Below are 15,293 nucleotides of genomic sequence, written 5' to 3'. Positions count from 1 at the left end.
CATACAAGTTAACATCTAACTAGTTGCTCCTTTTCGTCTTTAATATGCAGTCCGTCTTTAGAGTTTCCATAGTTGGAAAGGCCAACGTTGGTAAATCGACATTATTCAATAAGATGGCGAGGGAAAAACGTTCAATTACCATGGACAGAAAAGGAGTCACTCGTGATGTGGTTGTTAGAAAAATTTCACTAAACGAGGGGAAATCATTTCTTCTACTTGATACTGCAGGTTTCAATCCACAACATCCAGAAACGGTTGAAAGAACTGAGTACGCAATAAAGGAAAGCGATATGATTCTTTTTGTGATTGATAATAAAATCGATTCCGAGGATATGCTTTTTGCCAGTTGGCTTAGAAGGAATGCTGGAAATAGTAAAATAGTTTTGGTTTGCAACAAGAGTGATCGTAAGGATAGAGATGATTGTTCACTTTTTGGCTTTCAGAATGTTTTTCTAATATCTGCCGAGCATTCATTAGGTCTCAGTGAGCTCATTTCTTATATCGAGTCCTTTATACCCGAGCAATTAGATATTCCGGAAAATGATTCTGAGAAACAAAGGAGAATTAGAGTCTCTATTTTAGGTCAGCCAAACGTTGGTAAGTCCAGTTTAATGAACAAGTTTATAGGTAAAGATCGTGTCCTCGTGCTACCAATAGCAGGTACTACAAGGGATCCGATAAGTGATGAGTTTCAGTGGAAATGTACAACCTTCGAACTTGTTGATACTGCCGGTTTGAGAAAAAAACAAAGAGTCACTGATGGATTGGAAAAAATATGCAATTCAAGGGCATTACGTACTTCAGCAGAGAGTGATGTAGTGATTTTTATGTGCGATATATCGAATTTCACGCTGGAGCGACAGGATTTCCTTCTTATGAATAAGATCCTAGAACAAGGTAAGCCAATGATACTCGTGGGGAATAAGAAAGATGCAGTCAATGCAACTGAACTTGAAAGTATCAAGGACTTTATTAGTCTGCAAGCGCAAAAATTAATTGCTTCGCAGATACCGATATTTTTTATTTCCTGTCTCCATGAGAGCGATTTTTCCTGCATACTAGACGAATGTAGGAGGCTGTATGATGACTCAAAACGAAACATTCCGACACATCGATTGAATGTGTGGCTCCAAGAAATTATACGTCATCACCCGCATCCTATGGTGAACTCCAAACCAGTGAAACTTAAATATATAAAGAAAATCTTATATAAGTTTGCTTTTGTGCTGAGTGCAAATCGTCCTGAACTTGTTGCTGAGTCATATCTAAATTACATAAGGAACTCACTTGTTAGAGATTTTCGGATTTATGGTATTCCAGTGACCCTTACTTTAAAAAAGAACGCCAATCCATACGTGGAAAGCAGGCCTCCTAAACAAAAAAACATGGAATCGATATCCAGAAGAGGATCGTCACCTGGTTCTAGACCTACTTATCGTAAGAGCAGCATGGGAAAGTCCTCGTAAGTAATACTCCGAATTTAAGCGTTTTACAATGGCATCAGGTAGATCAATAAAGTACTAAAACGGTCCAGTTTTCAGAGGCCAAACATAGAGCGAATCTTACTAAAAAATTTCTCAGACTTTGGGCTGCACCCAAGCGATTCTTTCTCAAATTCTTCTAATATTTCTCTCTGTTTTTTCGTAAGTTTTACTGGTGTCTCTATAGTGAGTCGAACATACATATCACCCCTATACTCCGAGTTAAGGAGATACATACCTCTTCCTTTGAGTTTAAGTTTATCACCTGTTTGAGATCCTTCTGGGAGTTTGATCTTGAACTTTTTACCTTCTAATGATGGAACTTCTATTTCTCCACCTAGGGCTGCCAAAGACATCCTTATTGGAACTTCGCAATAAAGGTCATTGTTTTTACGTGTGAAAAATTCGTCCTGTTTAATATGGACAATCATATACAAGTCACCTGGCTTACCTCCTCTAGAGCCCGCTTCCCCTTGACCTCTAAGTAATACTTTTGCACCGTCACTTATTCCACGCGGTATTTTTGCACAAGTGGTTACACTTTTCCTGATTCGTCCTGTGCCTGCACATTTTTTGCATGGATTTTCAATAATCATTCCACTGCCGTTGCAGGTACTGCAGCTTCTTTCTACAGTAAAAAAGCCCTGTTGTGACCTGATTGATCCTGCACCATTACACGTACTGCATTGCACCGGTTTGATTTTTCCTTCACATCCTGTATTACCACACTGCTCACATTCTGCTAGTTTTGTGTAGGAAATTTTTACTTCCTTACCTTCGAATGCCTCCCTTAGAGTGATTGATACATCATATCGCAAATCTGAGCCGTCCTCCTTGATGATTTCGTTGAAATCAGCCTTTGTTCTACGCGTCCTTCCCCCTCCGAAAAGATCGTTGAAAATATCTGAGAAGTCCATGCCAGAGAAGTCTGCAGAGAAACCACCTGCCCCTCCAAAACCGCCTCCGTTGAATGCCGAGTGTCCATATTGATCATAGGATGCCTTTTTTTCAGGGTTACTTAGGACGCTGTACGCTTCACCAATTTCTTTAAATTTTTCCGCTGCTTCCTTATCACCCTTATTACGATCTGGGTGGTATTGAAGTGCAAGCTTCTTATAAGCCTTCCTTATTTCTTCGGTCGAGGCACTTTTACTCACGCCAAGTGTTTCGTAGTAATCTTTTTTCTTTTCTGGCATTCTAAGAGAACCTATCAGTGTAAACAGCAATCCTACAATAGGTAAGGATAGTAATCAGAAAAAACAAGGTGATAATTAAAAGTAAGATCATGAGTTTTGGTATTGTCCTTATGAAAGAATATTAAGGTGGAGGATGCATTGGCATTTTAATCCATATGCTTGTCTAACTATGCGTAACTATGATCTTATTTATGCTGTGGCATAATGTCTAAATCGCGCTTTATTTACCTGTTCCTGATAAAATGCTAGGATCTCGTTCAGGTTCATCACTTTTTATAGCATGGCGCAGTTTAGGCTACCTGAAAATTCACGTGTCGTTGAGGGAAAAGTTCACAATTCTCCTTCTTCTGGTGCAAGAAAGTTAGTCGTGTACAGGTTCTCTCCTGGTGATGATAACCCGAGAAGGGATATCTATTACGTGAACGAGAAGGACTGCTCGCCCATGATCTTAGATGCTCTCATCAAAGTGAAAGATGAAGTAGATCCTACTTTAACTTTCAGACGTTCTTGTAGAGAGGGGGTTTGTGGCTCATGTGCCATGAACATCGATGGGCGTAACACGCTTGCATGTACAAAACGCATGGATGAAATCAAGGGTGAGATTCGAATTTATCCTCTTCCTCATATGAGAGTGTTAAAGGATTTGGTTACCGATCTTACCGTGTTTTTTCAGCACTATCGTTCCATAAAGCCTTGGTTGCACTCCGAAAAAAGTAATGATGGAAAAGAACATCTTCAGATGCCTGAGGAAAGGGAAAAGCTCACTGGGCTGCATGATTGCATTCTATGTGCCTGCTGTTCGACGAGTTGTCCAAGTTTTTGGTGGAATGGTGATAAGTACCTTGGTCCTGCTGCATTGCTACAAGCCTATCGTTGGTTAGTTGATAGCAGAGATTCAAAAAAGAAGGAGAGGCTTGAGTTTTTAACGGATTCATTTAGGTTATATCGTTGCCATACGATCATGAATTGTGCACAGGCGTGTCCTAAAGGTCTGAATCCGGCTAAGGCAATTGCCGAAATAAAGAAGATGATTGTTTTGGGGTAATTTTGATTACTTGCTTGTGTCGTTTTACATATCGGTCCTGGCTCGTGCTTTGAGGTTATATTTTCTCAGCGAGGCAGCGTGCATGCGGTATTTAGAGGATAGCAACTGTCTCTGGTGTTTTCCGGTGAAGGACGAAGAAGTAGTGGGTTAGGAGCTTTGCTCTTTGCGTATCAGGATGCTAATGCTTGAGTGAGCTTTCACAACTTGTGCTATCATGCCCCTTCTTGAGAGCAGTGTGCACTAAAACTATTTATGACAATCACAACGAGTCTCTAAGTAGAAAGTATGCCATAGCAAGCAGCGGCGGAAGAAAAGGGATTCGAACCCTTGTCAGATGGTTCACACCTGAACACGCTTTCCAAGCGTGCGCCTTCAACCACTCGGCCACTCTTCCGTGCAGATTGTATAATATCTTTGCGCATTTTACTATTCGTGTTATGAGGACACGCTAATTTTTCATCTCATCTGCTTGCTTCTGGTTGAAGGTAATTGTGGTTTTCGTTCCTTTTCCAACTTGAGAGTATATCTCAAGAGAACCGTTGTTGAGGTGAATGATATTTCTTGATAACAACAACCCTATTCCCAATCCATCTGCCTTCTTTGTTAGGGAATTTTCTAACTGTGGTACACCATTGACAACTTTCATACCGCTTCCCGAATCTTCAATTGTGATAGAAATGCTTCCTTCTTCACAATTTTGACACGCCCTTATTGAAACAGTTGCGCCATTTTCGCTGAATTTAATTGCATTGCTTAAGATATTAGTAATTGCCTTTTTGACTTGATCGCGGTCTAAAAAAATTTCCGGAAGATCTGCATCAATACTTTTACAAAGAGATATTTCTTTTGTTAATGCGAAGGTTCTACAATTTCTTACGGCTTCCGCTATTATTTGCTGGACACTCACATAACCCTTTTTCGGAATCATGAGCATGCTATTTGATTTTGTTATATCGATTAGGTTATCAACGGTTTTTAGTAAGCTCGTTCCAAATTTATAAATTTCCTCTCCATAGCATACGTACTTTTTATTTGTGATGGTTCCAAGGCACTCGTCTTTTATCATCTCCGAAAATGCGATTATCACATTTAGGGGTGTGCGCAATTCATGTGTGATGCAAGAAATAAAATGACTTGAGTTTGTTGCTATTTGACCTAGAACGGAAGAATTTTTGGTTTCCCTCCCTGTTGAACCACGCGTCCTGCTATCTACAAATACAAACTCAAGCCTTTTTAAAAAGATAAATATCCAAAGAATAATGCACAAAGGTAGCAGAATACTGATAACCCTTGCAATGACGCTACCATATGTTACGTGACTTGGTCCGTATTGACAAAAGTACAGCTCGTTATCCAAGGAGGAATAAATACTTCTGCATTCTTTCATACTCCTATCTTGGATATGGGGATCCGGTCGATATATCTCATTATAGTTTTTATCTACAATGGAGAAATTTTGTTTTCCTTCTAGTCCAACCAAAGCTCCTTTTAGTTTATCTAGAAGAGCCACAGCCGGGAGGTAATATACCATACGACGTACTTCACCACCCAATTGATCAAAATTTTTATGCTGAAGACACGAAGAGTTTTTTAAAGAAATATTTTCGATTGTAACTAATTCACTTGGCATGTCTTTAAAGATTTCCGTCCGTATCGGGCCGAACTCATATCCAGTTGTCTTACCACTTTCACCAAGCCCGATGAATTCACCATACTGAAGAAGCGTGCTTAAGTGCTTGCTGTTTGAGCTGATAGGCATTCCGCTCTCAACGAGGAAGCGAACAATGGAAATCTCGTTCTGTACAGCCGAGTAGAAACTTTCTATTGTGTTCTGTGCAACACTGAATATGACAGAGGACTCAATAGAACGGATTGCGTTATGGTTTGTGATGGCGTCTTTATTGTGGGTCAAAGAAAAATAAAAACTGACCAGTGCAAGAACCGAAAGAAGTAATTTAACGTACCGAATGTATCTTTCAGGTTTGGGATCATATTTGTGAAAGATCATTTTGTATACACTGTATATGGTGCTTTCTCTGCTTATAATAACCAAATGTAATGAAAAATATAGATAGTTTGCTAAATTATGTAGCTTAGAGGTACGACGGAGTAGAAGAGATTTACATAGCTGATGCTAGTGTAGTAATGGCATTGTTCCTAAGTAAATTGTGTCATACAATGTCTGGGAGCGTGAGGGTTGCGAGTTGATTTTTAATGGACAGGGAAGATGCGCTTAAGGGCGTTGTGGCTCAGATTGAAAAAATGTTTGGGAAAGGTTCCATAATGACTTTTAGTCAGGAGCCGGCTTCGGTGGAGTGTATTTCTACAGGTTCCATAGGGTTGGATAGTGCTCTCGGTGGAGGTATACCAAAGGGGCGAATTATTGAGATATTTGGACCGGAAAGTTCTGGGAAGACTACGCTTACGCTTCACATAATAGCTGAAGCGCAGAAAAACGGCGGAACGTGTGCATTTGTTGATGCTGAGCATGCTTTGGATCCTGTTTATGCAAAAAGATTAGGTGTTAAAATTGAAGAGCTATTAATTTCGCAGCCGGATACTGGCGAGCAAGCCTTGGAGATAGTAGACAGTCTTATTAAGTCTGGTGCAGTTGATGTGATAGTTGTCGATTCTGTTGCTGCTCTTACCCCAAGAGCAGAGATAGAAGGAGAAATGGGGGATCTACATGTTGGGCTTCAGGCTAGGTTGCTTAGTCAGGCACTCCGAAAAATCACAGCTTCCGTATCTCGTAGCAACTGCGTTGTTGTGTTTATTAACCAGATCCGGATGAAGATTGGTGTTATGTTTGGTAGTCCCGAAACAACGACGGGGGGCAATGCATTGAAATTCTATTCGTCCGTCAGGATTGATATTCGCAAAATTGGTTCAATTAAGGATAAAGAGGATGTTGTGGGTAACCAGACGCGGGTAAAGGTGGTTAAAAATAAGGTAGCACCTCCGTTTAAACAAGCTGAGTTTGATATCATTTACACTGAGGGTATTTCGAAGTTTGGTGAAATAATCGAGATTGGTGTACGCAACAAAATAATAGAAAAGGCAGGTTCATATTATTCGTACGGGGATGTTAAGCTTGGTCAGGGTAAGGAAAATGTGAAGCAGTTCTTAAAAGAGAATAAGGAGCTAGCAGCGGAGTTAGAGGGGAAAGTGAGGGATTCCCTGCTGCTTATTGCAACGTAGCGTGCAGTGTGATTTATATTTTAGTTTTTTTACCGACCGTGAATAAGTATTATATCTATGAGGGTGATGTGCCCGCTGACTTCCCTCTGTCTGACGCGATTGCAGTTGACACGGAGTCTATGGGGCTCGTAAATCGAAGGGACAGACTGTGTCTTGTGCAACTGTCTACAGGTGATGGTACAGCCCATCTGGTGAGGTTCAATGGTACGGACTATTCTGCTCCACGGCTCAAGAGTTTGATCGTTGACCCTGCGGTCATCAAGATTTTCCATTTTGCAAGGTTTGATATAGCGATCTTGCGCCACTACCTTGGTGTTTTGACAGAGAATTGTTACTGCACGAAAATAGCTTCCAGACTTGTTAGAACGTATACAGATCATCATAGTCTTAAGGAGCTTTGCTCAGATCTATTGGGTGTGAGGCTTAACAAGGGTAAGCAGAGTTCGGATTGGGGTTCAGCCTCCTTGACGCGAGAACAAATGAGCTATGCTGCCTCTGATGTGTTGTATTTGCATGCAATAAAAGAAGCCTTGGATGTGATGTTAAAGAGAGAAAAGAGGATTGAGCTTGCGCAGGCGTGTTTCCAGTTTTTACCCTATAGAGCAGAACTAGATTTACTTGGATGGGAGAATCAGGATATATTCAGCCATAAGATTTGAGGTTTAAATATGTTTTGTAAGGACACGCTGGTTGGTGTTGATAATGCAGGGAATCGTTATTACAAGCGTGGTAGTCGGAGGTTTGTTCGGTATGCAACAAGTGAGTGTGATCCAACCAAGATTGCTTTTGAGTGGCATCTTTGGCTTCACCACGCTGTTGATTTTGTTCCGGATGGTTCATCCTCTACTGAAGCATCGCGGTTTTGTGGGTTGGGTGAGACTTCGGCAAGGGATGAAGTAGGTGCTTTGCCTTATGTACCGTGGAGGCCATAGCATAGTAGTGTCGCTTATCGGTATGGATCTGAGGTTTTTTTCTGGGACACTTGTTCTTTTAGTGTCGGCTCTTATTTTTGTTTTTCTGAGTAGTAACTTCTCTCTTCTAAAAAGAAGTGATTGTTATGAATTAAATGCTATATTTGATAATGCATCGGGTCTTTCAATCGGCAGCGATGTTTTCCTTTCTGGTGTAAAGGTTGGCAGAGTTACAGAGGTTTCCATAGAGGACTCATTTATGGTGCATATAAGAATGTGTGTTAGTGAAAGAATTCGCCTGCCGAGTGATAGCGTAGCAATGGTTTCGGCAGGAAACATCTTGTCTACCACAAAGCACATTAACATAGACCCGGGTACAAGCAGTGAGGTACTCCCACCAGGCGGAACATTTGAGAGGACGCGCTCCGCACTGGATATGGAAAAAATCCTTAGGTCGATAATAACGCTAAAGCTTAGATAGACGCTTACCTCTGTCTGTTGGTAGGAGTGACGACGCTGCTAGACGGAATACTAGTGCTAGGGGGAGTTTTGCTGTCCGGATGCACAGAAGGGTGATTAGGTGTATGCGGACCCGCTTCTTCCTGACGTTGTGGATATACCTTGTATACTACGGGCAAGACTATACTCAGAGCTAATGAAAGGACGAAGAGTGTAGATACCAATGCTATGTGGGTCTTTGTCGTGGTTGCAGCATCTGCTGTATAAATACCAAGTGTTATCAATGCTACAGGTAAAGCCGAGAATGCTCCAATTATGATTGTGCGCGCAGCACAGACTTTTGTAACTGAGGCATGATCGCTTGCAATGCCGTTGTTGTCGAGTTTTTTAAAAAGCTTTGCTTCCTGAAAATATCTACCCGTGAGCGTGAATATTATTGCAACAGCGAGAGCCTGCATTACCGCGCAAGCCACATAAGCAACATTGTTATCCTGATTGACCGAGCACCGAAGCACAAACGCTGCAAGTGGTAAAATCTGAACACTACCGATCAGACTAAAAAGCTTTATGTTATCCGAAATAACAGAGAGCGAATTTGCAGACTTGGATGTATCAAGACAGGCCATTCTAACGCGAGGGATTACACCATGCATATGCTCGATCGTGTCTTGGATATTACTGGAACGAGGAAAATATTCTTTTATTTTGTCTAATTCAAGGAAAGTATATAGTTTATTACGATTCCACGAATATATACAATCCCACGAATATAAAGTATCACTTCCCTTAGCTATGGATAAAAGTCGCGCAATTTTTATAGAAAGACGGTCTAAATGCGTGAGTTTATCATTATGATTCTCTTGAGTGTCACTATTCAAAAGACACAAAGCTTGAAGTTTTGCTACCTGCTTGAGCATTTTCTCAAGCGCATCAACAACACCCTCACGATTACGACGCAAGACAGCATTGTTCAGCTCCATAAATATATGGAACAACCGAGTTATGTGGAGCGAAGTTCCATTGAATGACTCGGAGAATGCAGCTGCAGCAGCTGAAACATTTTCGCTTGTATCCTCCAGATGTGTGACAGCATTATTTATGCCCGATATTAAGGATTTCTCTATCCTTGACGACAGTTCACTTCCATCCTTTAAAAATCGATTAAGGTTCTGTAATGTTTCCATGGATTCTGGAAAGGCACTATTCACAACATTGTGTGCAGTCGACGACAAAATCCTTTTTCCAACTTTACTGAACCCATTCCTCATATTCTCAGCGCCATTGCCAAGGTAGTTCTGAAACCTGCTATAAGCTGTCTGGGAGGTGTTGCTATTGTAAATATAGCTTCCTGCGGCATATAAAGCGTTTGAAGTACCTTGCATTAAGCCACCAAAAGCACCGCTTAAGTTAGAAGAGAAGGATTGCACATAGCCTCCTGCTATATCCAGTGCAGCGGAAGTATTCTGTGTTATGCCGCTTAAAACACGACTCGTATAAGAAGGTGGTTGCTGATGTTCCAGAGTTGGAATAGTGTGAAGTTCACCATCTTCAATGAGTATCTCAGGTTCACGTGTACTGGAATCTTCTTCAACAGTAGGAGTGACACTTGAAGAAACAGGAGCCACACTATTGTAAATATAGCTTCCTGCGGCATATAAAGCGTTTGAAGTACCTTGCATTAAGCCGCCAAAAGCACCGCTTAAGTTAGAAGAGAAGGATTGCACATAGCCTCCTGCTATATCCAGTGCAGCGGAAGTATTCTGTGTTATGCCGCTTAAAACACGACTCGTATAAGAAGGTGGGTGCTGATGTTCCAGAGTTGGAATAGTGTGAAGTTCACCATCTTCAATGAGTATCTCAGGTTCACGTGTACTGGAATCTTCTTCAACAGTAGGAGTGACACTTGAAGAAACAGGAGCCACACTATTGTAAATATAGCTTCCTGCGGCATATAAAGCGTTTGAAGTACCTTGCATTAAGCCGCCAAAAGCACCGCTTAAGTTAGAAGAGAAGGATTGCACATAGCCTCCTGCTATATCCAGTGCAGCGGAAGTATTCTGTGTTATGCCGCTTAAAACACGACTCGTATAAGAAGGTGGGTGCTGATGTTCCAGAGTTGGAATAGTGTGAAGTTCACCATCTTCAATGAGTATCTCAGGTTCACGTGTACTGGAATCTTCTTCAACAGTAGGAGTGACACTTGAAGAAACTGATCCTGCATCAGATAGGACTTGTCCGAAGTGGAGATTTTCTTTCTGAGGATCCTGAGAAGAAGTGGAGGTTGAGAACAACGATTCCACCTCGGAAATATCTTCATCTTCACTTGAGCTAGAAGTGTCAAAGCTCGTTGGAGAATGAGAGTAACCTGGCACAAGAATGCTCTGGCCCCTAAAGTCACCATTTTCTCTAGGACTTAGAACCGCTTTGAATTCAGAAAAAGCACCACTGATTGGTACTCCTGTAGTTGCGAAGGGAGGAGCATTATGATCATTGTAGAAACTAGGCACGACAATTAAATATATGTAACTGAATATACGTGTATACAAACAAAGACCCAGGCCAAATATTATTGGCATAGAATATAAAGGATACACTTTCTAGTATTACATTTATTTTGCTAGAAAGCAATTCATAACATATCTGTTAAAATAATTTTATAAAAGATATATTACATAGATATAAAAAATCTAAAATAGTATAAAATTTGAACTAAAGAGAACTACCTAAGTAGACACCAAACGGTTTGTTTGATTTAGTGAGTTTTGGAATAGTTGGGAGATTCGTGAGTTATCACGATATCGTGTGGATGTCCCTCATTATTTGAAGCGGTGGTTATGTGAATGAAACTACAGTTATTTTTCATTTCGTAGATGTTTTTGCAGCCAGTATAGCCCATAGAGGATCTTACACCGCCGACGAGCTGATATACTGTCTCGCTGAGTGCGCCCTTTAGTGGTACTAGCCCTTCGACTCCCTCAGGTACGAGCTTCATTGAGGAATTCTGGAAGTACCTATCTGAGGAGCCAGTGCTCATAGCACCCACAGAGCCCATTCCTCTATAGCTCTTATATGAACGTCCCTTATATAATATTACTTCCCCTGGAGATTCATCAGTTCCGGCAAATAAGGAGCCAATCATCACGCAATCTGCTCCAGCTGCAAGCGCCTTAGCGATATCACCTGAATAGCGTATACCACCATCTGCAATGACCTTAACATCTGTTTTTTTACATACACTTGCGACATTTAGAATAGCTGTGAATTGAGGGACTCCGATCCCTGTGACTACACGAGTTGTACATATCGATCCAGGACCGATGCCAACCTTGACTCCATTCACACCCATTTTGATCAAGTATTCTGCAGCTGCAGCAGTTGCAATATTTCCAGCAATAAGCTGTATATTTCCAAAGTGGCTCCTTATTTGCTTTATTGCGTCCCCAACGATTTTTGTATGTGCATGGGCAGTATCTATCACAACGACGTCTACATTTTCTCTTACTAATAAATCGACCCTTTCCAAGAAGCTACCTGTCACACCAACTGCTGCACCCACTCTCAACCTACTCTTCGAATCTTTGCAAGCATTTGGGTGAGCATTGGTATTAGCGATATCTTTGACTGTTATTAAGCCAACACACCTAAATTCCTCATCAACCACGATCAGTCTTTCTATTTTGTGTTTATGAAACAACAGTCTAGCCTCATCATAGGTTATTCCTTCTTTTACTGTGATCAGGTTTTTTGTTGTCATGAGCTCCGAGACCTTTCTGGAACCATCTTCAACAAAACGCACGTCTCTATTTGTCAGTATTCCTATGAGTTTGTTCTTTTCATCTACAACGGGCAAACCAGAATAGCCATGTTGCCTTTTAAGTGCTGAGATTTTCTCCAATCTATCATCTGGGGAAACTGTTACGGGATCAGAAACAATCCAGCTCTCATATTTCTTTACCTTGCGAATTTCTAGAGCCTGAGCCTCCGGAGTCATATTTCGGTGAATTATCCCAATTCCCCCATGCTTAGCCAGGCATATCGCAAGACGAGCCTCCGTCACCATATCCATCGCGGACGAGACGATAGGTACACCAAGCCTTATTTCCTGCGTGAGGTAAGTCTCCGTACTTACATCTCGCGGAAGAACTTCTGAATATTTAGGGACGAGCAGTACGTCATCGAATGTGTATCCCTGTTCCATCATTAATTCCTAGCATTTTTATCAAAAAAATAAAAGTAAGGCTACCTTACTTTTTCGGTATTATCCTACAGTTCAGATACTTGACAGTCGCATGACAGACTTAAAGCAATTTTATTTCGAAAGCGTTTTTCTTAAATTGGGTTCCCCTTCCCATTAAATTCAGCTTAGTGGTTTCAGCAATTGCATCTAACCAATTTAGTTTTTCGGTATATTACCGAGGAAATCAAACTCTCCGGAAAGATATATCTGTGCTAGCGTCGTTAACTTTTCTTGTGTCTCTGCTATTGTCTCCTCTGGCGATTGAAGTTTTTTCACAGTCACTTTCTCAGTTGAAGGTTTACAATACATCATTGAATTGAATCTCACGTTCCTGTTTTTTTGTAATATCAGCCCCTGAAGAGGAAGTTGTGGCTTTGCAAGACTGCTTATGTCCTTAAAAGTTGGTATAGTACCCGTTTTGAATTCTACAATGTTTACTGTACCATCCTTCAGGGATTCTATCCTATCAAATCTACAAAAAAAGTTCTAATCCATCTGCGATAAAAATGCTTAGCTCTTTTTCATTTTCTAGTGTATCGATTTCTCCTAGTCTTTCATTGTGAAAAGTAGCGAATTGTTCGAGGATCTTTAATCCCCGTGGCAGCCATAAATTTTTTACGTATTGGTACCGCGTTGCATATATTTTGAGCTCGTTTCCTAAAATTCTTGTATATTCTTCTTTAGAAAAGTGAGTTTTACTTGCACCTTGAAAAACCTTATGCATTATATACCCAAACTCCTTTTGGCCTGGCTTTACTACTACGGAATTTGTCTCTTTGATTGCCAGTATGTAGCGTACATAAAATTTATAAGGATCATTGATGAGTAACTCTATCATGGTCGGAGAAAGCTTTTTAGGAAGCATTTCCATTGGCACGAAAAGTTTCTCTTTTACAACCGCTACTGTTTCTATTGGTTGAGTTGGTTCTTTTTTTATCTCGTAGTTACCTGCACATGAGTGCTGAATTTGTAAGAATAACCTAGAGAGCGCTTTCTCTTTGTTAAAAATAACAATACTTCTTTTTGTGCTAAGGATATGAAATAAGTTTAGCATCACTAACGGATCCCTTATTTGAAAGTCCTCTTCAGTGCAATCAAGGAGAATTGCATTCCTATATGCTAGGAATGATGCTTCCTTTGGCGAGAAAACATTAATGAACCGTTTGTTATCTGTGAATGGATAAAAATACTGTCTTCCCAGAAAAAATGATAATACTTGTCTATACTCATATATATCAGTGAATCTTGGTGAGTATTTCTTTATAAATTCGAGAATTCTTTTTCCTTTACAGGTAATACGATTTGTAATTGCGTCTGACCACTTGATGTGATACTCAGCAAAGTTTTTTGCATGGAGAAAGCCTTTGCCCCACCTCTTTGTTTTTTCCAAGAAAAGTCGTGCTTCTTGTGTTATTTGTTTACTTTTTGTCGTCCTTATAATTGAATCTTCTATGCAATCAATGATTTCGGTGTTTTGTTCGTAGATATACGGATGCTTCAAAAGTGCAATGAAGCTGATATCAGTTTCACCAAGTATTGCCGTATCTAAAAGTTTTAAGAGAAAAATTCCATCTGGATGGGCTGTGTATTTTTCCTTAAATATGAGGTTGATATTTTCCTTGTTGCTTAGCCTTGCTCCAATCTTTTTAACTAAGCAATAGTTAGCTGTCACAAGTGCTACATCTGGGTAGAAATCTGTTAAATATGTTACAGCAGACTCTACCATATGGTGTTCATTACTCTCTTCGCAAAAGCGTAAATCGTATCTGACTTGAGATTTTTCCTTATTTTCTTTTGTTTCAGGGAAAAAATTTGGATCCAGGTCAGTGTTTAGCTGCGATACTGTTCTGTCTTTTTTTAAGGATGCGATTCCAAGATTCTTTTCTTTTTGAAAATTCAAGGTTTGATATAGGAAATGCTCTGGTGCAGCGTCATAGGTTGGCTCTAGACCATAAATAAAAATTGGACAATTATTTGCTAACGCCTTTTCGTAAATATATCTGGAAGTTTCATCAGTAATATATATCCCTGCGACTATCACCTCTTCATAATCACGAAAGATCAGATCCAGTGCGAGCTCTTTAAACTCCTTATATTCGCGATGATAAGTGAACTTTTTATAGATTTCGCTGTGAATGGAATCGTCATGTTCTATCTTACCTTGCTGAAGGTTAGTGAAAATGCGCATAGCCTCTTCTATTGAGCAGTGCTTCTCATCCTTCATTAGATTGTACAGCGTTAGAACCGCCTTCTTGCTAAAATTTAGATATTTAAAATATCCATTTTTAATGGCAAAGTCTTGAAAAACAGCATCAGTACTAACAATTTTAGGTAAAATACATGGTTTAGTAAAAGATTTCTTTAGTGAATAGGAGAATGAGTAATTCGGTGTCAACACTAGGCAGTGCGAGAAATCACTCGAAGCATTGTCCCTTGAGAAAAGATAACTGACTATCGCGTCATAGATGTCATTCTTGAGATGCAGGTTGTAAAGCATCGAGGCATGTTCTTACGCTGATGAAATGCAGCTTTGGTGTTTTGCGCATCTCAAGAGATTTTCCTATTTTTGCTTTTATACCGTTTTCTACTTCGCGCGGTTCCGGGGCCCCATTAAATAATTGGAGTGACACCATCGCAAATCTCGAGTTATCTGTTATTTCTACATTCGATACTGCAGCCACCGGGCCAAAAGTTTTATTAATAATTTCAGTTATTTTTCTTCTAAGTAAAGACTCAACCCGTAACTTTTTTATTGGTTGCATATAA

At 40.3% G+C, this 15,293-nt stretch carries 13 protein-coding genes and 1 tRNA gene; 6 read left to right on the top strand and 8 right to left on the bottom strand.

Translation table 11 applies throughout. The annotated features are described in order from the left end of the window. The first annotated feature begins 44 nt into the window (after nucleotides 1-44). A complete protein-coding gene (gene der, locus NRI_RS02240; protein WP_041351470.1) occupies nucleotides 45-1,466 on the top strand; it encodes a ribosome biogenesis GTPase Der in 1,422 nt (473 codons plus the stop codon). Nucleotides 1,467-1,537: 71 nt separating this feature from the next. Here the strand turns inward: der and dnaJ are convergent, their stop codons facing one another. After that, on the bottom strand, nucleotides 1,538-2,677 hold the full coding sequence (gene dnaJ, locus NRI_RS02235; protein WP_015816378.1) for a molecular chaperone DnaJ: 1,140 nt from the start codon (nucleotides 2,675-2,677) through the stop codon (nucleotides 1,538-1,540). 280 nt (nucleotides 2,678-2,957) lie between these two features. On the opposite strand from dnaJ, the gene NRI_RS02230 reads away from it, so the two are divergent. Next, nucleotides 2,958-3,722: a succinate dehydrogenase iron-sulfur subunit gene (locus NRI_RS02230; RefSeq protein ID WP_015816377.1), complete on the top strand. Its 765-nt coding sequence runs from the start codon at nucleotides 2,958-2,960 to the stop codon at nucleotides 3,720-3,722. 304 nt (nucleotides 3,723-4,026) lie between these two features. Here NRI_RS02230 and NRI_RS02225 read toward each other — a convergent pair. Beyond that, nucleotides 4,027-4,116: transfer RNA gene (locus NRI_RS02225), tRNA-Ser, on the bottom strand. 54 nt (nucleotides 4,117-4,170) lie between these two features. Beyond that, nucleotides 4,171-5,730, bottom strand: coding sequence for a sensor histidine kinase (locus NRI_RS02220; protein ID WP_015816375.1), 1,560 nt, complete (start codon nucleotides 5,728-5,730; stop codon nucleotides 4,171-4,173). 206 nt (nucleotides 5,731-5,936) lie between these two features. On the opposite strand from NRI_RS02220, the gene recA reads away from it, so the two are divergent. From recA to NRI_RS02200, 4 genes are read left to right on the top strand one after another with little or no spacing between them, the layout of a single operon-like run. After that, nucleotides 5,937-6,920, top strand: coding sequence for a recombinase RecA (gene recA, locus NRI_RS02215; protein ID WP_015816374.1), 984 nt, complete (start codon nucleotides 5,937-5,939; stop codon nucleotides 6,918-6,920). Nucleotides 6,921-6,958: 38 nt separating this feature from the next. Further along, the gene (locus tag NRI_RS02210) at nucleotides 6,959-7,579 is read left to right on the top strand and encodes a ribonuclease D (RefSeq protein ID WP_041351469.1); all 621 of its coding nucleotides are present in this window, start codon (nucleotides 6,959-6,961) and stop codon (nucleotides 7,577-7,579) included. Nucleotides 7,580-7,588: 9 nt separating this feature from the next. Next, nucleotides 7,589-7,852 carry an NADH-ubiquinone oxidoreductase subunit NDUFA12 family protein gene (locus NRI_RS02205; RefSeq protein ID WP_015816372.1) on the top strand — a complete coding sequence of 88 codons (264 nt, stop codon included), beginning with the start codon at nucleotides 7,589-7,591 and terminating at the stop codon, nucleotides 7,850-7,852. A 22-nt stretch (nucleotides 7,853-7,874) separates the two neighbouring features. Beyond that, on the top strand, nucleotides 7,875-8,312 hold the full coding sequence (locus tag NRI_RS02200; RefSeq protein WP_041351617.1) for an MlaD family protein: 438 nt from the start codon (nucleotides 7,875-7,877) through the stop codon (nucleotides 8,310-8,312). Nucleotides 8,313-8,316: 4 nt separating this feature from the next. Here NRI_RS02200 and NRI_RS02195 read toward each other — a convergent pair whose 3' ends face one another. The 5 genes from NRI_RS02195 to NRI_RS02180 all read right to left on the bottom strand — a co-directional run bounded on the left by NRI_RS02195 (nucleotide 8,317) and on the right by NRI_RS02180 (nucleotide 15,289). Continuing rightward, nucleotides 8,317-10,797: a hypothetical protein gene (locus NRI_RS02195; protein ID WP_015816370.1), complete on the bottom strand. Its 2,481-nt coding sequence runs from the start codon at nucleotides 10,795-10,797 to the stop codon at nucleotides 8,317-8,319. Between the two features lie 245 nt (nucleotides 10,798-11,042). Beyond that, a complete protein-coding gene (gene guaB, locus NRI_RS02190; protein WP_015816369.1) occupies nucleotides 11,043-12,488 on the bottom strand; it encodes an IMP dehydrogenase in 1,446 nt (481 codons plus the stop codon). A gap of 195 nt (nucleotides 12,489-12,683) precedes the next feature. Then, nucleotides 12,684-12,959 (bottom strand): hypothetical protein, encoded by a 276-nt coding sequence (locus tag NRI_RS04175; protein WP_238523042.1) that lies wholly within the window; start codon nucleotides 12,957-12,959, stop codon nucleotides 12,684-12,686. 40 nt (nucleotides 12,960-12,999) lie between these two features. Continuing rightward, nucleotides 13,000-15,024, bottom strand: coding sequence for a RecB family exonuclease (locus NRI_RS02185; protein ID WP_015816366.1), 2,025 nt, complete (start codon nucleotides 15,022-15,024; stop codon nucleotides 13,000-13,002). Further along, nucleotides 14,996-15,289 carry a ribosome-binding factor A gene (locus NRI_RS02180; protein WP_015816365.1) on the bottom strand — a complete coding sequence of 98 codons (294 nt, stop codon included), beginning with the start codon at nucleotides 15,287-15,289 and terminating at the stop codon, nucleotides 14,996-14,998. Before NRI_RS02180 ends, NRI_RS02185 begins: the two co-directional genes overlap by 29 nt. Nucleotides 15,290-15,293: the final 4 nt, after the last annotated feature.

It is taken from the genome of Neorickettsia risticii str. Illinois, from assembly GCF_000022525.1.
In the GTDB taxonomy this organism is placed as follows: domain Bacteria; phylum Pseudomonadota; class Alphaproteobacteria; order Rickettsiales; family Anaplasmataceae; genus Neorickettsia; species Neorickettsia risticii.
The sequence above is the reverse complement of the archived record's forward strand: the minus strand, read 5'-3'. Positions and strand labels throughout refer to the sequence as shown.